Source organism: Angustibacter luteus (genome assembly GCF_039541115.1).
GTDB lineage: Bacteria > Actinomycetota > Actinomycetes > Actinomycetales > Angustibacteraceae > Angustibacter > Angustibacter luteus.
This window is the reverse complement of record NZ_BAABFP010000007.1, coordinates 348,574-367,027: the sequence shown is the minus strand read 5'-3', so window position 1 is coordinate 367,027 and position 18,454 is coordinate 348,574. Positions and strand designations below refer to the sequence as shown.

The window sequence follows — 18,454 nt, the reverse complement described above, 5'->3', positions numbered from 1 at the left end:
GGCGACCGCTACGTCGGCAGCTCCTCGCCAGCGCGCTCACGCACCATGAAGAGCGCGTACCAGTCCGGCCAGTCCGGATCCGCTTCGCCCGTTCGCTCCTCGTGCTCGCCGTGCGCGGCCGCGGCCCGCCGCAGGGCCTGGGCGAGATCGCTCGCGGACTCGTAGGTCGTGCCCATGCGGAACTCCTCAGCGACCCGGCAACCGGGTCTTGATCTCTTGGAGCAGCCAGCCATTGCCGTCCGGGTCGGAGAAGGACGCGAACGAGCCGTAGTCGGAACGTCCTGGGGCAGGGCCGTCCAGGCGTCCCTCGGTCCCCGCGTGATGGAAGATGCCCGTGACGTCATGGAACGGTTCGCTGACGTCGACCCCGCGGGCGACGAGGTCGGCCCGCGCCTCGTCGATGTCGTAGACGGAGAGTTGAAGGCCTTCACCCGAGCCGGCTGGGGCCGAGGTGACCCCGACACCGAAGATGATCGAGCAGCCGGAGCCCGGAGGCGTCAGCTGGACCACCCGGTACCCGTCGTGGACGACGAGGTCGGCGTCCAGACGCCACCCCAACGTCTCGTAGAAGTCCTTCGCCCGATCGACGTCGGAGACCGGTAGGACGACGACCTCGAGTCTCATCTCCCCAGGCCGGACCGGTGGGCTGCTCATCCACGTCTCCCTCGGTTGCGGCCGCGGCACACGGCGGCGACCGGACCCCACGGTGCTCCGGGTACCTGGCGCAGGTCAAGGAGCCCGTCGCCCCCGCTGCGCTAGGGTGCCAGGTGGTGCGCCGGGAAGTCTGGTCGGCAACGTCTGCTTGCTGTCCGAGACCAGGAGCCTCAGGTGCGCGCCAGAGAACTTGCCGAACCCTTCCCGATCGTCTCGCTGGACGACGAGGCGATGTCCGCGGCCCGAGCCATGGCGGGGCAACGCCTGCCCGGCCTCATCGTCTGCGACGCCGGCGGCCGCCCGTACACGATCCTGCCGGGTTCGCAGGTGCTGCGGTTCCTGATCCCGCGCTACATCCAGGACGACCCTGGGTTGGCGGGCGCCCTCGACGAACAGGCTGCGGACGACCTGTGCCACAAGCTGGTCGCCAGCACGGTGCGCGACCTCCTGCCGCGCCCGCAGGACGTGGACGAGCTGCCTGTCGTGGACGCCGACGCGACCAGCCTGGAGGTGGCGGCGGTCATGGCGCGCATGCACAGCCCGGTCGTCGCAGTCGTCGACGACGACGGTGAGCGGCACGTGGTCGGGGCGATCACGGTCAGCCGCCTGCTCGAGCACCTGCTGCCCTCGTGACCGAGGTCCTCGTCGTCGCGGTGTTCGTGGCCGCGTACGTGCTGATCGCGACCGAACGGATCCACCGCGTCGCCGCTGCCCTGGCCGGCGCGGCAGGCATGGTGCTCCTCGGGGTCGTCGACGCGCACGTCGCGTTCTACAGCGAGCGCACCGGCGTCGACTGGAACGTCATCTTCCTGCTGCTCGGGATGATGATCATCGTGAGCGTGGTCAAGCAGACCGGGGTCTTCGACTACCTGGCGATCTGGGCGGCCAAGCGCACCCGCGGGCGCCCCTTCCCGACCATGGTCATGCTCATCGTCATCACGGCCGTCGCCTCCGCGTTGCTGGACAACGTCACCACGGTCCTGCTGATGGCGCCCGTCACGCTGCTGATCTGCGAACGCCTGGCCCTGGCGCCGGTGCCGTTCCTCATCGTGGAGGCGATGGCGTCGAACATCGGCGGCACGGCCACGCTCATCGGCGATCCACCGAACATCATCATCGCCAGCCGCTCCGGCCTGTCGTTCAACGACTTCCTCGTGCACCTGCTGCCCGTCGTCGTCGTCCTGGTCGTCGTGTTCATCGGGCTGTGCCGGGTGCTCTTCCGTTCGGCCTTCACCTACGACGCCGACCGGGTCGCGGCCCTGATGGCCCTCGACGAGCGCGAGGTCATCCGGGACCGCCGGCTGCTGGTGCGCTGCGGCGTCGTCCTGACCGCGGTGATGATCGGGTTCGTGGCGCACTCGGCGCTGCACCTCGAACCCTCGCTCGTCGCCCTGCTGGGGGCCGGCGCCCTCGTCGCGCTGTCCGGGCTCGACCCGCCGCAGTTCCTCGAGGAGGTCGAGTGGGCCACCCTGGTCTTCTTCGTCGGGCTGTTCATCATGGTCGGCGCCCTCGTCGAGGTCGGCGTCATCGGCCGCCTCGGCTCCGCCGTCACCGACGCCGTGGGCGACCGGTACCTGCTCGCGTCGTCCGTGCTGCTCTGGGGCTCTGCGGTCCTGTCCGGGATCGTGGACAACATCCCGTACGTGGCCACCATGGCTCCACTCGTCCAGGACCTCGTGCAGGCCGGCGGCAACGCGCCCCCGGCCCGCGCCCTGTGGTGGGCGCTGGCCCTGGGCGCCGACCTGGGTGGGAACGCCACGGCCGTGGGCGCCAGCGCGAACGTCGTCATCATCGGCATCGCCGCCAAGAACGGTCACCCCATCTCGTTCTGGCGCTTCACCAGGTACGGCCTGGTCGTCGCGACCGTCACCGTCGCCGTCAGCTGGGTCTACCTGTGGCTGCGCTACTACGCCCTGGCCTGACCGTCCTCCCGGCCGCAGCGATCACCACCTAGACGTGGGACGGCAGCCGCGGTACACCGGGGTCCCACGACAGAAAGCTGACCGCCATGGCTGACACCGGCCCGCCCGTCCTGCCCTCCCCCGGCTTCGCGGCACGCCTGCAGGTCGACTACCCGGAACGGCTCGACCGGGTGAAGACCGCCTTCCGTCTCATCCTGGTCATCCCGATCGCGATCGTCATCGGCGTGCTCACCACCGGCGCTACCAGGACCGTCTACGACGAGGCCGGGAACGTCGTGAGCACCACGAGCGGAGGCATCGGCGCCGGCCTGTTCCTCGCGACCCTGCTGATGATCCTGTTCCGCCGGCGCTACCCGCGCTGGTGGTTCGACTTCGCGCTCGAGCTCGCCCGCTTCAGCGCCCGCGTCGGCGCGTACTTCGCGCTGCTCACGGACACCTACCCGTCCACGGTGGAGGAGCAAAGCGTCCACCTGGACGTCGACTACCCGGACGTCGAGGGTGACCTCAACCGCTGGCTGCCGCTGGTCAAGTGGCTGCTCGCGATCCCGCACCTGATCGCGCTGTTCTTCCTGTCCATCGCGGCCTTCTTCGCGGTCGTGATCGCCTGGTTCGCGATCCTGTTCACCGGCCGCTACCCGCGCGGGCTGTTCGACTTCGTGGTCGGCGTCGGCCGCTGGTGGCTGCGCGTCGAGGCGTACGCGTTCCTGCTGGTCACGGACCGCTACCCGCCGTTCTCCCTGGCCTGAGCGCGAGGTCGTCCCGCCGCTCGCGTCGCGCGGGCGACCTCACGCTCGATCCAGTGCGCGCTGGACGCATCGGGATCGGTCCACTCCAGGCCCACCACCCGCAGGAGCCGGTGGTCGTGGCCGCGCCGGGAACGGACGGTGGCGACGAGCGAGGCGCCGGTCGGCAGCCGGACGCTCACCTGCGCACCCACCAGCGGAGCAGTCGCGGCCTCCAGGACGGCGCCGCCGCCGCCGGCAGTCAGGTCGACCAGCCGGGCGGCGACCGGCCCGCGCCCCTTGTCCAGCGTCACCGGGACCGACACCTCGACGCGCACGGCCTTGCGCTGCTGGCTGCGCACCAGCCACGGCGGCGGATCCAGCAGCAGGACGTCGGGGCGAACCTCCCGCACGGTCGTGGACCAGTTGCCGGCCCCGCTGAGGCAGTGCACGGTCTCGGCCCGAGCCGGGAGGACGGGCACGGGCCCGGACAGCTGGTAGGTCAACGCCGACTGCGCGGACGAGGCTCCGGGGCTCGTCACCAGGGTCGCCGGGACGCCGGCGGGGTTGGTCCGGAAGCTGATGATCGCCGTGGGACCCAGGCGCTCCACCAGCGACGACATGCGCGCCACCCTAGCCAGGGCGAGGCCCGAATGGACGTGGAGCCCATCGCAGGAAGCCGTGGCGCGATGCCGGGGAGCGCCGGTCAGTCGCTGGCCTCCAGCACGGACATGATGTTGCCGGCGGGATCGGTGAACCAGGCGATGGCCGGTCCGGGCTGCCCGCGAACGATGCCGTCCTCGTCCTGGCTGAAGCCGTCGTACCGGGTGAACTGGACGCCGCGCTCGGCCAGCCCGCGCACGGTGGCCGTCACGTCCGGCACGGGGAAGTTCAGCACGGTGTAGGTGGCAGGGACGTAGTTCGGCTTCGGGTAGACGAGCACGGAGAGCCCGCCGCCGAGGTTGAGCCGCAGCAGGCCCATCTCGCCGTCGATGCTCGCGTCGAGCCCGAGCACGTCCACGTAGAAGGCCCGCGCCCGCTCGACGTCGTCCACGGCGAAACCGCTGAATGCCTTCGAGTCCTGGAGCACGACGGCTCCTCTCGTTCGGGGATGTCGGTGTCTTGACTGTCCTCCCGATCTCGACTCATCGCCTCCGACGGCTAGTTGCAGTGCGAAGCAGATCACATCCATTCGAGTCGCAGATCGGTCAAGTCGGCGAAATGACATGCCGATCATTCACTAGCAGGCCGGAGACCCCGGCCGCGAGAACACCGAACAAGGGAGGCCGACATGCACGACAGCAAGCCCGCCGCACCCTCGGACCGCATCGCCGAGCACGTCGCGATCATGGAGCCCGCGGAGACCGTCAAGGACCTGCTCGGCGAGCACGTGCCGTTGTCGCTGCTCATGGACCTCACCGAGCCCCAGGGCCCGGACAGCCAGCAGATCCTGGACGCCGAGGGCGCCCCCGAGCAGGCCTGGTGGGACGAGGCCTGACCGATTTCAGGGTCACGGCATCTGGCTGGTAACCTCTTCCCTCGTTGCGCCATTAGCTCAATTGGCAGAGCAGCTGACTCTTAATCAGCGGGTTCGGGGTTCGAGTCCCTGATGGCGCACTTCAGTACGCAGACCCTCGTCCGGACCTCCCGGGCGGGGGTTTTCTGCGTTCCCAGACACCAGCCAGTTGTAGTCGATCCCCGTCGCCAGAGCCCACTGCTTGATGTAGGCCAGGCGCGGTACGCCCTTGTCGCCCATCCAGCGGCTCAGTGTCTGCCGGGACACGCCCAGCAGCTCGCCCATCTCTTCGGCCTTCATCTCGCCAAGAGACATCTTCAAGCGCCACCCCAGCGTCAACGCTGGCACTCGGCCCACGTTCGGCATCTCACTCATGCGCTCATGATGGGGCACACGTCTGACATGCGTCAACCTCTCTGAACGAGAAATCTATCGCGATGGGTTCTTGACAGACATGAGTCATTGCCTCACAGTCTGAGGCTATGACTCAAACCGAGGAACTGCTCACGAGCACTCAGGCCGGTCTCCGCCTGGGCAAGAGCGGCCGCACGGTCGTCCGGATGATCCAGGCCGGCAAGCTCCGCGCCGTTGGGCAGTTGCCCGGTCCCAACGGCGCGTTCCTGATTCGCCGGTCGGACGTCGAGGCGCTCGCTGCCGGCCGGGAGTCGGCGTGAGCACCGACGCGGCCGCGCCGCTCCCGTCGTCTCTCGCGCACGTGATCGACGACCGGGCGAGCAGGGCCGCAGCCGGTCCGGTGCGGTTCCCGGTGTCCCCGCAGGCTCAGGCTCGGGCTTACCGCGAGGAGCGCGACCACGTGCTGCAGCGGATCCAGAGCGTGCGCTCGGTCCTGACCGGTGCCGGTGCGTTCGGCACTGAGCTCGCCCGGGACACGGTCAGGGCGCTCGCGGAGAACGAGCTCGCCGTCCTGGCCGAGCACCTGTCCGACCTGCTGCTCCGATCGCCGGAGCGCGTCGCCGCGGGCACGCGCACGGCCTCGACGCCCCTGGGTTTCATCGACGACGACGAGCGCGACGAGCGCCTGGCCATCGAGATGGCCCGCTCGGTCGAGCGCATCAACCGCGGTGGCGCCCGGTGAACGTCGACCTGCACACCGCGCCGCTCATGGTCGCCCACTTCCACGCGACCAAGGACGAGCGCCTCGCGTGCGAGGCCGAGCAGGCCGCACTGCTCGCCCGCCTCGAAGTCGCGTTCGCCGCCTGACCACCCGCTCCTACTGCACGAGGAGACGTCATGTACCCACCCGGCCCCCCGGCCCCGCCGCTGCGCCGCGGCCTCGACGTCCTGGTCTCTACGCCCGAGTCGCGCTGGCGCCGCTCGCGTTCGCTGACGATGGCGATGCAGTGCACGGCGCTCGCGGACCGGCACCTGCAGCGGGCGCGAGCGGCGATGGCTGCCGGTGACCCGATCCTCGCGTTCAACGAGCTGCGCACGACGGAGCAGTGGACGCTGCGGGCGACCGAGCACTACCAGGCGAGCACGTCATGACGCCGGCCGAGTATGCGCAGCTCGACCACCTGCGCGTCGTGTTCGGGTGGCTGGCCGCCGGCTTCCTCGTCTCGTCGGTCGCAGCGTTCGTGTACGCCGGCGTCTGCTGGCGGCGGCAGTACTCGCAGCCGGGTGCTCGTCACGCGGCACGCCGTAACGAGCGCAGCGCCGAGCCGGGCGACCCGCTGCCGGAGATCGACTCGTCCTGCTACCCGCCCGGCGCGAAGCCGCTGCCGCCCACGACTTCGCGGCCGCGGACGGCGCGCCACGACTGGGCGCAGGTCACCGACGCACCGCTGCCAGTGCAGGTGGCGTTCGCGCGGCTGATGCAGGCAGCCGGCACTGGCTCGACGAAGGCAACGGCTCGCGCCTGGGACCGGCTGCTGTTCCAGGGCCTGGTCGACGAAGAGATCGTGGTCGTCTGCCTCGAGCTGGCCGAGCGTGCCCGCGAGGCGTGGGGTTACCAGGCTGGTTCGCACGCGCGGCCGTTCATCTCGCTGCAGAACGGACGCAAGGCGGACGACCCTGACGCCGCGGTGGCCGACTCCCCTACCGGCAAGGGCGCGCTGGCCGCGATGCGCGTGATTGCCGCGCACACCAACGACTGCGACGACATGGCTCGCGCGATCGTGGCCGCCATCATCGATGCCGACGAGTCGCTGAGCTCCCCGGTGCAGTACGCGTTCTTCGCCGCGCTGGCTCAGCTGGCCACCGGTCACGAGTCGACCGTGGTCGGTGGGTCATGAGCTACGGCCTGTGCCAGGCGTGCGGCGCGGACGTCATCTGGGCGCTGACGTTGCCGGGGCGCAACCGGATGCCCGTCGATCCCGACCGGTACGAGCCGGACGACGGCCGCGCGAACCTGCAGATCGGCCGCGACCACAACGGCTCTGTGTTCGCCCGCGTCGTCACCGAGGACGTCGAGATCCTCCCGGGCCAGTGGCGGGGCATGCCGCACTTCGCGACCTGCAAGGCGGCCGCGGGACGCCGCCGCCCGCCCACCGACATCGACGAGCTCGCGAAGTACTACCCCAACGTCGTCGTCCTCGACCTGCGCCGCCGCAGGCAGGGCTGACCACGCAACTGTTCCGCACCACCCGACTGCACACGGAAGGCAACCCAGCCATGACTGCACCCACCCTCGAGCTGGTCTCCCCCGGCAAGATCAAGCCCCACGGCGACAACGTCCGCACCGAGCTCGGCGACCTGACCGAGCTGGCCGACTCGATCCGTGAGCAGGGCATCCTCGAGCCCCTGGTCGTCGCCCCGACCAGCCTGGCCAAGACGCCGTACCTGCTGATCGCCGGCCACCGCCGGCTCGCGGCCGCCAAGCTCGCCGGCCTCAAGCAGATCCCGGTCGTCGTGCGCGCCGACCTCGACGACCTCCCGAAGCAGCTCGAGGCGATGCTCATCGAGAACGGGCACCGCGCGGACCTCTCGCCCGTCGACGAGGCCGACGCCTACCAGCAGCTGCTCACCTTCCCGGGGTACACGCAGAAGATCGTGGCCAAGGCCACGGGACGGGCTGCGACCTACGTCCGCGACCGCCTCAAGCTCACCAAGCTCGGCGACAAGGCTCGCCACAGCGTGGCGGACGGACAGATCGCGATCGCCGACGCGATCGCCCTGTCCGAGTTCGTCGACGACGTCGAGGTGTACGACCGCCTCGAGCGGTGGATCGGCGACAGCAGGTTCGCGTGGGAGGTCACCGCCGCGAAGCGTCGGCGCGACGAGGCCAAGGCCGCGGCCAAGGCGACCGCCGCGCTCGAGGCTGACGGCGTGCGCGTGATCGAACGGCCGGAGGGCTACCCGTACACGCGGCAGGACGTCGTCGCGCCGCTCCGGTCGGAGCGGAACGTGCACTACTCGCTGGGCATCGACCCGGCCGAGCACATCGACTGCCCCGGGCACGCCGCGCTGCTGCTCGCCGACAGCACCGTCGAGTACGTCTGCACGGAGGCGTCGCTGCAGCACCGACAGACCACGATCGACGACCAGGCCCCGGCACCGTCGTTCCCGGACCGCACCCCGGAGCAGGTCGAGCGCGAGGCCGCCGCCGACCAGTGGCGCGAAGACGCCGCAACCGCGGCCGCGCTCCGCGACGCGTTCCTTACCCCGTTCGTCACCGGCACGCAGAAGCTCACCGCCGACCAGGCCGCGGAGGTGTGCCGAGTCCACCTGCAGCTGCACCTGAACAGCGAGCTGTTCATCGACAGCCGGTGGCTGGCCCAGGTGGCACTGCTCCGTGACTGGGAGCTCGCTGAGGTCGCGGCCGACGAGGCCGGCGACGACCGGCCGGAGATGGACGACTGGCTGCAGGTGCAGCTGATCGACAGCACCCGCCCGATCGGCATCGCGCTCGGGTCCTGCGCCGCGCAGATCGCGACCGACGTGCAGTCCCGCAGCGGCCGCTGGGACGTCTACAACGCCGCACGCATCAGCGCCTGGTACGGCCTGCTCACCGCGCTCGGCTACGAGCCCAGCGAGTGGGAGACCACCCAGCTGACGGCGCTCGCCGACGAGATCCAGGCGCGGCTGCCCGCGCCCGTCGAAGACGTCGTGGAGTCGCTGTGAGCGCCGACGCCCCCGCCGCAACACCGGACCCGCTGGACCAGCCCGAGCAGCCGCTGCTCACGATCACCTTCTACGACGGCGGAGGCGAGCCCTGCGCGGCCGAGCAGGCGGCCGCCGCCGAGGGGCACCCGGAGAAGCGTTGCCTCGCGTGCCGCAAGGACCAGGTGAGCTTCGACGTCCCGCCCGGCATCACCCTCAGCAAGAGGGACGTGGCCATGACCCTCGGCAGCGTCGCCTACCGGCTCCTTCTCAACCCGAACAGCATGGCTTCGATCACCCCTGAGGTGAAGCCGTGACCACGACACCCGCTGTCGTCTACGACACCGAGATCCTGATCCTCAAGGCGCTCGCGGCCGGGCGTGAACCGGAGCAGGTCGCCCAGACGTTGGCCGCTCACCCGACTGCGGCGCACCTGACCGCGGACGAGGTCGAGCGCGTCGGCCTGGCACACGGCTTCCCGGACCCGGACCAGCTGCGGTACCGGATCGCCGAGCTGCAGCGCCTGCACCGCATGGAGCCCTCGCTGCAGCAGCAGGCGCCGGTGCGAGCTCCGGCTCGTCCTGTGCCGGCGCCTGTTCCGACCGCACCGGCGGCTGCTCGCCCCGGGCCGCCTGGCGCGGCGGTCCCTGACGGCCGGTTCATGAAGGTGCGCATCGCGCAGCTGCGCCCGTCACCGGAGAACCCGCGCGAGCAGCTCACCGAGATCGCCGAGCTGGCCGCCTCGATCCAGTCTGCGGGCCTGATCCAGCCGCTGATCGTGCGCCCAGCGGACGACGGCATCCCTGGGTTCATCATCATCGCCGGGCATCGCCGGCACGCCGCGGTGCAGCTGCTCGGCTGGGAGCGCGTCGACGTCGTCATCCGCAACGACATGCGCTCGGACGACGACCTGGCCGCCGCCCTCATCGAGAACGGGCAGCGCGCCGGCCTGGACCCGATCGAAGAGGCACGCGCGCTGCAGCTGCTCAAGACGCGCCTGGACTGCTCGGACCGCGAGGTCGCAGCCAAGGTGGGATTCGGCCAGGTCATGGTCTCCAACAGGCTCGCCCTGCTCTCGCTGTCACCGTCGGAGCAGGACGAGGTCCGCAAAGGCACGATGACCGTGACCCACGCGGTCGCCCAGGGTCGGCTGAACTCCGGCCGAGTCCGCTCGAAGGGGCAGGCCAAGGGCTGGCACCTGGACCACACCCACGCGCTCGCCGCACAGGTCCGCGCCCGCTGCCTGCGCCTGGGCCACTCCCGCGGCCGCACCGTCGGGGGGCAGGGCTGCGGCCAGTGCTGGGAGGCCGTCATCCGCGCAGACGAGCGCCTGGCGACCGCCGAGCACGGCGCACGCACCGGGACCTGCCCGACCTGCAGCGCCCCGTACAACCCCGACGACTGAGCCGTGCTTGCGATGACGACCACCACTCGACGACGCCTCGGAGGCACCCGCTCGTGGCATGGCTCAAGACGGACGACAGCGCGGCGACCGAACCTCGCGTGCTGGCGCTCGCGGACGGCGTCGAGCTGCGTCGCCTTGCCGCGTGGGGGTTCCTCAGCCTGGTCTGCTCGCTGGCGGCGAACCACATGACCGACGACGTCCTGACCGAGGCGCAGTGCCGGTTCGTCGCCCCGACCACCTGGCAGCGGCAGATCGACGCGTGTGTGCGCGCCGGCCTGGTCACGAAGGTGCCGCGCCAGAAGGCTTGGAAGCTCGTCAAGCCGTCCCCGCTGCACATGCGGTCGCGCGAGGAGATCCTCAACGACCGCGTCCGGGCCAGCGACCGTCGCGACGACTTCCTGCGCGCCTACGTGATCCGCCGCGACGGCGACGCCTGCCGCTGGTGCGGCCGCAGCGTCAACACGAGCCGCTTCGACACCCGATCGCCCCGCGGCCGCGAGTTCGACCACCTGGACATCACCCAGCCCACCACCATCGCCACCTACGTCGTGTCCTGCAGGGGCTGCAACCGCCGCAGGGCCGTCCCGTCGGAGGCAGCGACCATGACGCTGCTCCCGGCCCCGCTGCAGCCGCTGTACGGCGAGCAGACCGTCTCTGACCTCCGTGAGTTCTTCCCCGGCGACACGTTCGTCGTCGGCCGTAATCCTGCACCGCGCGACCTCGCACCCGGCGAGACCACGCGCAGCGACACCAGCGACCTGGACCCCGCGCTCCGCGCGACCCAGACCCCGCTCGAGGCACCCCAGACCGTCGACGCAGACCGTCGACCGACCGTCGGTAGCCGCTCTGACGCCCGGGACGGGACGGGTCGGGTCGGGACGGGTCAGGTCGGGTCGGGTGCCGCTCCTCCACCCACCCAAGCCCAGATCCCTGCGAGACGTCGCCGAGCGCGCCGTGGTCGCAACAGGAGCAGCTCATGAACCACCTCACCGAAGCCGGACGCCGAGCACGCCAGCAGCAGAACGACGTCCGGGACCTGGCGGACCAGCGGCTGATGATCGCTGACGCCGGTCTCTGGCGCTGCGAGGCCTGCGGCGGCTGGCGGTACTCCGTCCAGCCGTGTGGCACGTGCACGCTCGGCTTCGCCGCGCTCGAGCGGCCGGTGGCGTCATGACCAGGGCCAAGGGCAAAGCGTCCCTCGCCGGCCTCGACCTGGTGGCGTGCATCGGTGGACCGATGGCCGGGCACTGGTACCACCGCTCGGACTGGGTGGCCCGCCGCGACGCAGCGAGGCGGATGGAGCACGACGAGACCCACCCGGCTGGCGGGTGCCTCGCCTACGTCGAGGACCGCGGTCCTGCGACCGTGCCGCACCCAACTGACACGGGCGGCATCGGGCACGCTGCGAGGTGGGCGCTGTGAGCGTGGACCTGACCGGCACCCGCGGGTGCTCCGGCTGCGACCGCCCGGCCGTCAAGACACGCCGCCTCGCCGGCATGCTCCTGCCCTGGTGCGGGTTCTGCGACAGCGACTGCCCCGTCCGCTCGCCGGGAGGCGGCCTGCAGTGCCGCCGCCCGCCTCACACCGACGGCGGCCACGTGTTCGAGGCCGCACAGGCGCCGGACGGCCGACACGACGATGCGGCGGTGGACTGGTGAAGCGCCGCTACCTGATCGAGGGAGCCGTCCTGCTGCTCATCGTCATCAACGGCTTCAACGTCCTACTCGACTTCGAGTGGGTCGTCCGCCGCTGGCTGCAGAACCGATCCGGGAGTGTCCGTTGAGCGTGAAGCCGAAGTGCCCGTGGTGTCTCGATCGCTCGAGCGCCGACGCGCTGCTGTGCCAGGGCTCGGGTAGCTGCACCGAGAAGCTTGAGCGCGCCTTGGGCGACGTCGCCGCTCTCGAGGACGCAGCGATGGTGACCTACACCCGTGCGGCGCGCATCAGCTCAGGCGGCGGCAGCGGGCGCTCGAGCACGGCCCCGCCGACCGCCGTGTCGGCTCCGGACGACCAGGACAGCGACCGCCCCGACCTCGGTGCCCGCGAGGCTGACCTGCCGTTCGATCCGCGGATCCGCTCCGAGCTGCGCCGGCTCACCGCGGCGGTCGACGCGATCGTGCGTCTGCTCGCGTGGCCGGGCGCCAGCTGGTCCGCGTCGCACCCGCTCGGCTACCGGGCGACCTGGGCGGCTGCTCACGTCCGCGAGCTGCGTGCCCGCGTCGACGACGCGTCGCTGCACTGGTACGGGGCGCTGCTCCTCTCGCAGGACAAGCTCGAGCAGCTCGTCGACCGCCCGGCCGACCAGGCCTACATCGGCCAGTGCAACGCCGACTGCGGCCAGGACCTGTACTGCTCGATCGACCTGACCGACCCGCAGCATCCGAAACTGCTCGAGCCGCTGATCGCCTGCCCGCGGTGCGGCCGGATCTGGGACACGAACGACCGTCGCGAGCGTTTGCTCGCTGCAGCCGAGGACGTCGAGGCATCGGCCACCGACCTGGCCAGGGCCCTGACGCGGATGCAGGAGCCCGTCACGCCAGAGCGGATCCGGCAGTGGGCAGTGCGCGACAAGATCACGCCGCGTGGCGCCGACGCCCGGGGTCGCCCCACGTACCGGCTAGGCGATGTCCGGGCCATCCTCAATGGCAAGCCGGTCGGGGCGGCGACAACCACCAGCGGGAAGTGAGCGGCTCCTTGTCAGTTCTCATCCGGCGGCGCCGCACGATCGTAACGATCTGCGAAGTCGTCGAGGTCGAGCGCGAGCTGCTCCAGTTGCGAAACCGTCGCGCCGACTCTTTGTCGGCGGCGCACTTCCCCAACCAGCAAGATTCCAGACCAGATAAACGCAGCAACCGCGAGACCGATCCCAATGATCTGGAGGATCCCGGCGTTGCGAGTGGGCTCTGGCGGCGCTGTCCAAGCCAGGTATGCGGTTGCCGAGAACAGCACTGTGGAACCGATACCGGTCGCGATGGTGAGCAGCCGGGTCCTGCGGCGCTGAGGATCCTCGACGCGCGCCACCCGGGCGGTCGAACGCGCGACCAGCGCCCACATCACCTCTCGTTCGCTGGATCCTTCCGGCAGCTTGTCCCAGATCCCGACCTGCTGATCGAGCTTGTTGCGCGCACGGGTGGCGCTACCCAGCGTCGTTACGGCGATCGCCAAGGAGGCAACGGCAACGCATGCAGTGACGGCCGCGGCCAGGTTCCGGACGTCATCTCCAGTCAAGCTCATGCCCCGGACCGTAGACCAGCGAGCCCTGCGGCCGTGCGGCATTCCAGGTTGGCGCACCTTGAACTGACATCGAGCGACGTGACCGCGTGGACGCTGGACTTCGCGACAGGGCTCTGTCACGCTGTTCTGGACACGGACGACGTGTCTTCAGAACCCGGTCGACCGCCTCGCGATCACCGGGTTTCGTGCTTCCCGAGCGGCTGTGGCCGTGGACGGGACCGCGGCCGGGCGCTACGTGCAGGGCGTCGTCGGGTCACGCTGGCTTCACATCGTCTTGGGCTTGGACGGTGGGCAGCGCAACCGCCTTCGGCCAGGCGGCCAGCGTGACGGACAAGCGCACGACGACGGAGAAGGGCCGCGGCCGGCAGTGGCAGCTGCTGTGCGAGCAGGCTCGCCGGGTCTACCCGCCGATCTGCTGGATCTGCCATCGCGAGATCGACCTCACGCTGGCCGCCACGGACCGGATGAGCTGGACCCTGGACCATCTCGACCCGGTTGCGACGCACGGCACGCAGGTCCCACCGATCGAGCGGACCCGCCCGGCGCACCGGGCGCATAACTCGTCCCGAAAGGCCGGCCCACCGCCGCAGCATCGGCCGTCTCGCCTGTGGTGATCGAGATAGGTCTCGATTTTTAGAACGACCACCGCCATGACCCTTCAACAGTCAGAGTTTTTCCCCCCGTGCTTTTGGGAGTGATCGGCCGATGGCTCGACGCATCGATCCTCGCATGCGAGACTACCGATGGTCGGATTCCGTTGTGGCACAAGGGATTCGGACGCTAGAAGACCTGGCGGCCCTGTCCGAGGATGAGGTGCTCGGTATCCACGGCATCGGGCTGGCCCGTCTGGCCGAGATCATCGACGTGCTGTGGGAGAACGACCTCGAGCTCGTGGTCAGCGAAGACCCCGAGGCGGAACTGCCCGTTGACCCCGAACCGCTCGATGTCGACGCGTCGCGCACCCCACCGAGCACCGCGGTGCAGCAAGCAGTGCACGCTCGTGTCGCGCCGTTCGCCGCCGACCCCGCTGATGCGCCGTTCGCTGCGATCGCCGAGCGCCTGGCGCGCGAGGTCGACGAGTCCGGCAACCCCTACGTCGCCCGCGAGCTGCGCATGGTGCTCGGCGCCCTCGGCCCAACGCCCACACCCGCCACCGGAGACGCCGGCGAGCCGCCGACCGTCGAGGACGAGGTTGCCAAGGCACGACGCGAGCGACAGGAGCACCGTGGCCGACGTTGAGGACTGGGGCACCCCGCCTCGCTTCGCGTCCTGGCCCGAGCACGAGACCACCGCGGCGAGTTTCGCGATCCGGTTGGCCGCACTCGCGCACCTGCGCCTCGACCCGTGGCAGCAGTTCGTCCTCGAGCACGCGATGGGTGAGCGTGCCGACGGGAAGTGGTCGGCGTTCTCGGTCGGCGTCATCGTCCCGAGGCAGAACGGCAAGGGCGCCATCATCGAGGCGGCGCTTCTGGCCGACCTGTTCACCACCGACTACGACCTGATCATCTACTCGGCGCACCAGTTCAAGACCGCAGCCCGCACCTTCGCCCGACTCAAGAAGCTGATCCAGCGCTCGCCCGAGCTGCGCCGTCGCGTGCCCGAGAAGAACTTCCGCAACAGCCACGGCGAAGAAGGCCTGCAGGTCGTCGACGGCCCCGAGCTTCGCTTCCTCGCGCGATCGCGGGTCAGCGGCCGCGGCTTCGACAAGGTCGACAAGATCTACCTCGACGAGGCGCTCGCCGGCCTGGACGCGGACGACATGGCGGCCATCCTCCCGACGATGACCGAGGCACCGAACCCTCAGATCTGGTACCTGTCCAGCTCCGGTCTCCACGACTCGCACCAGCTGACCGCGGTTCGCGACCGCGGCCGCGCAGGCAACGACCCCTCGCTTGCCTACTTCGAGTGGGGCAACCCGCTCGGCGTCGACCTCGACGACCCCGCGGCCGTGCGAACAGCGCTCATCGCCGGCAACCCGTCCTTCGAGATCCGCAACATGACCGAAGAGTGGGCACGCAACGAGCGCACGGAAACCAACGACGACGCCAAGTGGTCACGTGAGCGACTCGGCGTGTGGGAGGACGCCCTCGGCGGAGGCGTCATCTCCAGCACAGAGTGGCAAGCGCTCGCGGACCCGCCGGACTTCGACGAAGACACCAACCAGCCAGTGCTGGGCACCGGCTCGCAGATCCCGGACGACGTCACGCCGACCTTCTCGATCGCGGCGAGCCTCGACCAGTCCTGGGCGACCATCGGCGCGGCCGGCGCCAGGCACGACGGCCGGATGCACGGCGAGGTGGCAGACCGCCGCCGGCGCACCAGCTGGGTGGTCGACCGGGCAGTCGAGCTTCAGACCAGCAACGCGCGCGCCGTGTTCGCGATCGACGCCGGCGGGCCGGCCGCGTTCCTGATCCCAGACCTGCTCGACGCCGGCATCGACCTGCGGCTGCTCAGCACGGCGGACTACACCGCGGCGTGCTCGCGGTTCCTGGCCCTGGTCGTCGAAAGGCTCCTGGTCCACAACGGCGACCCCGTGCTCGAGGCCGCAGCGGTCGCCGCCGGCAAGCGTGCGATCGGCGACCGGTGGGCGTGGCGCCGCGCGAACCCGAACGTCGACATCGACGCGCTCGAGGCCGTGACGATCGCCGCGCACATCGCCGACATCGAACACGAACCGGAGTACGACCTCCTGTCGAGCTTCGCCTGACCTGCACGAGGGAGAGCACCGCATGGACCTGCGTGAGGTCGTGACGACCACCATCGAGCTGATCGGCGTGGCCCTGCTGTCGCTGTTCGCCGCCCTCACCTGGATGCCGGCAGCCGCACTCGCCGTCTGGGGCGTCGCCCTGATCATCGCGGCCGAGGTGCACGGCAACCCGCCGGCACGCGTCCGTGACGAGGTCGACCTGTGACCCTGTTTCGTCAGCGCGTCGCCAACCTGGACGCGCTCAGCGACGCCGCCGGCATGCCCCGGCGCTTCGGCAGCCGCAGCGGGCCCCGCGGCGCCAGTCAGGCCGACGCGATGCGCCACTCGGCGGTGTGGGCGTGCCGTCGGCTGCGCGCCAACCTCGTCAGCTCGCTGCCGATCGACCAGTTCCGCATGGTCGACGGCATCCAGGTCGAGATCCCCAACAAGCCGCAGGTGCTCACCCGGCCGGGCGCCCTGCACATCGGCGGCCAGCGCGCCACGATCTCCGAGTGGCTGTACGCCACCCAGATGGAACTCGACGGCTGCGGCAACACCTTCGGCCTGGTCATCGAGCGCGATGGCCTCGGCCTGCCCAGCCGCATCGACCTCTTCGAGTCCTCGGGCGTCAAGGTGCTGATCCGCAAGACCGGCGAGGTCCGCTACCGGGTCGGCAACAAGGAGTACTCCGCGCTCGACATCTGGCACGAGCGCCAGTACGTCGTCGCCGGCCTCCCGATCGGGCTGTCGCCGCTGGCCTACGCCGCCTACACGATCGGCCAGTACCTGTCCGCGCAGGAGTTCGCGATGCAGTGGTTCGACGGCGGCGGAAAGCCGGCGGCGAAGATGAAGAACACCGCCCGCGTCCTGACCACCGAGCAGGCGCTCGCGGTCAAGTCCCAGCACGAGGCGACGACCACCGGCGGCGGCGTCCTGGTCTTCGGCAAGGACTGGGAGTACGACATGATCGGCGCCGATGCCTCGGCCACATCGTTCCTCGAGACGCAGCGGTTCTCGGTCGCCGACGTCTGCCGGTTCATGGACACCCCCGCGGACATGATCGACGCCGGCACCTCCGGCTCGTCCGTCACCTACGCGAACATCGGCCAGCGCATGGTCAGCCTGCTGGTCACCTCGATCGGGCCTGCGGTCAAGCGCCGCGAGGACACGCTGTCGACGCTGACCTCCCAGCCGCGGTTCGTGAAGCTGAACACCGACGCGCTGCTCCGGATGGACCCGTACACGCAGGCTCAGGTGCTCGGCCTCAAGGTGACCAACCGGGCACTGACCCCGGACGAGTGGCGCGCGCTGGACAACCGACCGCCACTCACCCAGGACCAGATCGACACCCTCGCCGAGCTGTTCGGCCGCACCCCGCCGCCGACCGCGGCTCAGCCAGCACAAGGGAGTTCGTCGTCATGAGTGCACTCGACCGGATCCTCGAAGCGGCCGCGGAGGCGCGAGCCGACGGCATCCGTCAGTCCAGCGACCGCCCGCGTGAGCGTCGCGCCGGCGAGCAGCCGGGCCCGGCTCTGGTGCGCGTGCGCGCGGACCGGATGGAGCTGCGTGAGTCGACTACCGAGGACGGCGCGCTGCACTTCACCGGCTACGCGTCGGTGTACGACCGCGGCTACGAGATGTGGGACTTCTTCGGCCCGTACACCGAGCAGGTGACCTCGGGGGCCGGCGCGCGGTCGCTGGCCAACCCCGAGCTCGACGTGCCGCTGGTCTTGGCGCACGACTCGCTGCGCCGGATCGCCCGGACCACGAACGGCACGCTGACCCTCAGCGAGGACGAGCAGGGTCTGCTCGCCGATGCGCCGTCGCTGGACGCCGGCGACGCCGACGTCGCGTACATCGCCCCCAAGCTGCGCAGCGGCCTGGTGGACGAGATGTCGTTCCGGTTCGTCATCACCGATGGCAGCTGGTCGAGCGACTGGACCGAGTACCACATCGAGGGCTACGACATCCACCGCGGCGACGTCGCGATCGTCGGCTACGGCGCCAACCCCTACACCGCCGGGTCGGGTCTGCGCGGCCAGCAGCTGCCGAAGCTCGAAGAGCTCACCGAGTCCGACCTGCGCGACCTCGAGCGGCGCCTCGACCTCGAGCGCTCCCGCCGCGGTGGCATCACCCGTTCCGCCGGGATGACGTTCGCCGAGCTATGCGACATCGACCGCGGCACCGTCCTTCCCCCAGCGCTCGTCTGAGCGCACAACCACACGTCCCGGCCGTCCGGCCGGGTCTGCCCCGACGC

Annotated in this window: 29 protein-coding genes, 1 tRNA gene and 1 pseudogene; 26 read left to right on the top strand and 5 right to left on the bottom strand. The window is 70.4% G+C overall.

Annotated elements, in window-relative coordinates:
• Window positions 1-8: 8 nt before the first annotated feature.
• Window positions 9-654 (bottom strand): annotated as a pseudogene (locus ABEB17_RS15840) (VOC family protein).
• Between the two features lie 174 nt (window positions 655-828).
• On the opposite strand from ABEB17_RS15840, the gene ABEB17_RS15835 reads away from it, so the two are divergent.
• The 3 genes from ABEB17_RS15835 (at window position 829) to ABEB17_RS15825 (ending at window position 3,322) form a co-directional block, all read left to right on the top strand.
• On the top strand, window positions 829-1,287 hold the full coding sequence (locus ABEB17_RS15835; protein ID WP_345717700.1) for a CBS domain-containing protein: 459 nt from the start codon (window positions 829-831) through the stop codon (window positions 1,285-1,287).
• Entirely contained in the window at window positions 1,284-2,576 is a 1,293-nt protein-coding gene (locus ABEB17_RS15830; protein WP_345717699.1) for an ArsB/NhaD family transporter, read from the top strand. Before ABEB17_RS15835 ends, ABEB17_RS15830 begins: the two co-directional genes overlap by 4 nt.
• Window positions 2,577-2,662: 86 nt before the next feature.
• A complete protein-coding gene (locus tag ABEB17_RS15825) occupies window positions 2,663-3,322 on the top strand; it encodes a DUF4389 domain-containing protein (RefSeq protein ID WP_345717698.1) in 660 nt (219 codons plus the stop codon).
• On the opposite strand, the gene ABEB17_RS15820 is transcribed toward ABEB17_RS15825, so the two are convergent.
• Both ABEB17_RS15820 and ABEB17_RS15815 read right to left on the bottom strand, forming a co-directional pair.
• Window positions 3,298-3,921 (bottom strand): PilZ domain-containing protein, encoded by a 624-nt coding sequence (locus ABEB17_RS15820; RefSeq protein ID WP_345717697.1) that lies wholly within the window; start codon window positions 3,919-3,921, stop codon window positions 3,298-3,300. The two genes, ABEB17_RS15825 and ABEB17_RS15820, sit on opposite strands and share 25 nt — an antisense overlap.
• Window positions 3,922-4,004: 83 nt before the next feature.
• Entirely contained in the window at window positions 4,005-4,388 is a 384-nt protein-coding gene (locus tag ABEB17_RS15815; RefSeq protein ID WP_345717696.1) for a VOC family protein, read from the bottom strand.
• A 201-nt stretch (window positions 4,389-4,589) separates the two neighbouring features.
• On the opposite strand from ABEB17_RS15815, the gene ABEB17_RS15810 reads away from it, so the two are divergent.
• Both ABEB17_RS15810 and ABEB17_RS15805 read left to right on the top strand, forming a co-directional pair.
• Window positions 4,590-4,796, top strand: a complete 207-nt coding sequence (locus ABEB17_RS15810; RefSeq protein WP_345717695.1) for a hypothetical protein — start codon at window positions 4,590-4,592, stop codon at window positions 4,794-4,796.
• A gap of 46 nt (window positions 4,797-4,842) precedes the next feature.
• Window positions 4,843-4,915: transfer RNA gene (locus ABEB17_RS15805), tRNA-Lys, on the top strand.
• Here the strand turns inward: ABEB17_RS15805 and ABEB17_RS15800 are convergent.
• Entirely contained in the window at window positions 4,881-5,189 is a 309-nt protein-coding gene (locus ABEB17_RS15800; RefSeq protein WP_345717694.1) for a helix-turn-helix domain-containing protein, read from the bottom strand. The two genes, ABEB17_RS15805 and ABEB17_RS15800, sit on opposite strands and share 35 nt — an antisense overlap.
• Before the next feature lie 107 nt (window positions 5,190-5,296).
• On the opposite strand from ABEB17_RS15800, the gene ABEB17_RS15795 reads away from it, so the two are divergent.
• Genes ABEB17_RS15795 through ABEB17_RS15725 form a run of 15 tightly spaced genes read left to right on the top strand, consistent with a single transcriptional unit; the run spans window position 5,297 to window position 12,963 of the window.
• Window positions 5,297-5,488 (top strand): helix-turn-helix domain-containing protein, encoded by a 192-nt coding sequence (locus tag ABEB17_RS15795; RefSeq protein ID WP_345717693.1) that lies wholly within the window; start codon window positions 5,297-5,299, stop codon window positions 5,486-5,488.
• The gene (locus ABEB17_RS15790) at window positions 5,485-5,910 is read left to right on the top strand and encodes a hypothetical protein (RefSeq protein ID WP_345717692.1); all 426 of its coding nucleotides are present in this window, start codon (window positions 5,485-5,487) and stop codon (window positions 5,908-5,910) included. Before ABEB17_RS15795 ends, ABEB17_RS15790 begins: the two co-directional genes overlap by 4 nt.
• The gene (locus ABEB17_RS15785; RefSeq protein ID WP_345717691.1) at window positions 5,907-6,035 is read left to right on the top strand and encodes a hypothetical protein; all 129 of its coding nucleotides are present in this window, start codon (window positions 5,907-5,909) and stop codon (window positions 6,033-6,035) included. The genes ABEB17_RS15790 and ABEB17_RS15785 overlap by 4 nt, the downstream gene beginning before the upstream one ends.
• Before the next feature lie 30 nt (window positions 6,036-6,065).
• The gene (locus ABEB17_RS15780; protein WP_345717690.1) at window positions 6,066-6,320 is read left to right on the top strand and encodes a hypothetical protein; all 255 of its coding nucleotides are present in this window, start codon (window positions 6,066-6,068) and stop codon (window positions 6,318-6,320) included.
• Complete coding sequence (locus ABEB17_RS15775) at window positions 6,317-7,066, top strand: hypothetical protein (protein ID WP_345717689.1); 750 nt, start codon at window positions 6,317-6,319, stop codon at window positions 7,064-7,066. The genes ABEB17_RS15780 and ABEB17_RS15775 overlap by 4 nt, the downstream gene beginning before the upstream one ends.
• Window positions 7,063-7,395, top strand: coding sequence for a hypothetical protein (locus tag ABEB17_RS15770; protein ID WP_345717688.1), 333 nt, complete (start codon window positions 7,063-7,065; stop codon window positions 7,393-7,395). Before ABEB17_RS15775 ends, ABEB17_RS15770 begins: the two co-directional genes overlap by 4 nt.
• A 50-nt stretch (window positions 7,396-7,445) precedes the next feature.
• Window positions 7,446-8,894 carry a ParB/RepB/Spo0J family partition protein gene (locus ABEB17_RS15765; protein ID WP_345717687.1) on the top strand — a complete coding sequence of 483 codons (1,449 nt, stop codon included), beginning with the start codon at window positions 7,446-7,448 and terminating at the stop codon, window positions 8,892-8,894.
• The gene (locus ABEB17_RS15760) at window positions 8,891-9,190 is read left to right on the top strand and encodes a hypothetical protein (protein ID WP_345717686.1); all 300 of its coding nucleotides are present in this window, start codon (window positions 8,891-8,893) and stop codon (window positions 9,188-9,190) included. The genes ABEB17_RS15765 and ABEB17_RS15760 overlap by 4 nt, the downstream gene beginning before the upstream one ends.
• Complete coding sequence (locus ABEB17_RS15755; protein WP_345717685.1) at window positions 9,187-10,278, top strand: ParB/RepB/Spo0J family partition protein; 1,092 nt, start codon at window positions 9,187-9,189, stop codon at window positions 10,276-10,278. The genes ABEB17_RS15760 and ABEB17_RS15755 overlap by 4 nt, the downstream gene beginning before the upstream one ends.
• Window positions 10,279-10,331: 53 nt before the next feature.
• Entirely contained in the window at window positions 10,332-11,258 is a 927-nt protein-coding gene (locus ABEB17_RS15750) for an HNH endonuclease (protein WP_345717684.1), read from the top strand.
• Window positions 11,255-11,452: a hypothetical protein gene (locus ABEB17_RS15745; RefSeq protein WP_345717683.1), complete on the top strand. Its 198-nt coding sequence runs from the start codon at window positions 11,255-11,257 to the stop codon at window positions 11,450-11,452. The genes ABEB17_RS15750 and ABEB17_RS15745 overlap by 4 nt, the downstream gene beginning before the upstream one ends.
• Complete coding sequence (locus ABEB17_RS15740) at window positions 11,449-11,700, top strand: hypothetical protein (RefSeq protein WP_345717682.1); 252 nt, start codon at window positions 11,449-11,451, stop codon at window positions 11,698-11,700. Before ABEB17_RS15745 ends, ABEB17_RS15740 begins: the two co-directional genes overlap by 4 nt.
• Complete coding sequence (locus tag ABEB17_RS15735; RefSeq protein ID WP_345717681.1) at window positions 11,697-11,936, top strand: hypothetical protein; 240 nt, start codon at window positions 11,697-11,699, stop codon at window positions 11,934-11,936. Before ABEB17_RS15740 ends, ABEB17_RS15735 begins: the two co-directional genes overlap by 4 nt.
• The gene (locus ABEB17_RS15730) at window positions 11,933-12,061 is read left to right on the top strand and encodes a hypothetical protein (RefSeq protein WP_345717680.1); all 129 of its coding nucleotides are present in this window, start codon (window positions 11,933-11,935) and stop codon (window positions 12,059-12,061) included. Before ABEB17_RS15735 ends, ABEB17_RS15730 begins: the two co-directional genes overlap by 4 nt.
• A complete protein-coding gene (locus tag ABEB17_RS15725) occupies window positions 12,058-12,963 on the top strand; it encodes a hypothetical protein (RefSeq protein WP_345717679.1) in 906 nt (301 codons plus the stop codon). The genes ABEB17_RS15730 and ABEB17_RS15725 overlap by 4 nt, the downstream gene beginning before the upstream one ends.
• 11 nt (window positions 12,964-12,974) lie before the next feature.
• On the opposite strand, the gene ABEB17_RS15720 is transcribed toward ABEB17_RS15725, so the two are convergent.
• Complete coding sequence (locus tag ABEB17_RS15720; RefSeq protein ID WP_345717678.1) at window positions 12,975-13,511, bottom strand: hypothetical protein; 537 nt, start codon at window positions 13,509-13,511, stop codon at window positions 12,975-12,977.
• 287 nt (window positions 13,512-13,798) lie between these two features.
• Here ABEB17_RS15720 and ABEB17_RS15715 point away from each other — a divergent pair, with 287 nt between their 5' ends.
• The 6 genes from ABEB17_RS15715 to ABEB17_RS15690 all read left to right on the top strand — a co-directional run bounded on the left by ABEB17_RS15715 (window position 13,799) and on the right by ABEB17_RS15690 (window position 18,407).
• A complete protein-coding gene (locus ABEB17_RS15715) occupies window positions 13,799-14,125 on the top strand; it encodes a hypothetical protein (protein WP_345717677.1) in 327 nt (108 codons plus the stop codon).
• A gap of 91 nt (window positions 14,126-14,216) precedes the next feature.
• On the top strand, window positions 14,217-14,750 hold the full coding sequence (locus ABEB17_RS15710) for a hypothetical protein (protein WP_345717676.1): 534 nt from the start codon (window positions 14,217-14,219) through the stop codon (window positions 14,748-14,750).
• Complete coding sequence (locus tag ABEB17_RS15705) at window positions 14,737-16,218, top strand: hypothetical protein (protein WP_345717675.1); 1,482 nt, start codon at window positions 14,737-14,739, stop codon at window positions 16,216-16,218. The genes ABEB17_RS15710 and ABEB17_RS15705 overlap by 14 nt, the downstream gene beginning before the upstream one ends.
• A gap of 22 nt (window positions 16,219-16,240) precedes the next feature.
• The gene (locus tag ABEB17_RS15700; RefSeq protein WP_345717674.1) at window positions 16,241-16,423 is read left to right on the top strand and encodes a hypothetical protein; all 183 of its coding nucleotides are present in this window, start codon (window positions 16,241-16,243) and stop codon (window positions 16,421-16,423) included.
• Window positions 16,420-17,619 (top strand): phage portal protein, encoded by a 1,200-nt coding sequence (locus tag ABEB17_RS15695; RefSeq protein WP_345717673.1) that lies wholly within the window; start codon window positions 16,420-16,422, stop codon window positions 17,617-17,619. Before ABEB17_RS15700 ends, ABEB17_RS15695 begins: the two co-directional genes overlap by 4 nt.
• Window positions 17,616-18,407: an HK97 family phage prohead protease gene (locus tag ABEB17_RS15690; protein WP_345717672.1), complete on the top strand. Its 792-nt coding sequence runs from the start codon at window positions 17,616-17,618 to the stop codon at window positions 18,405-18,407. Before ABEB17_RS15695 ends, ABEB17_RS15690 begins: the two co-directional genes overlap by 4 nt.
• Window positions 18,408-18,454: the final 47 nt, after the last annotated feature.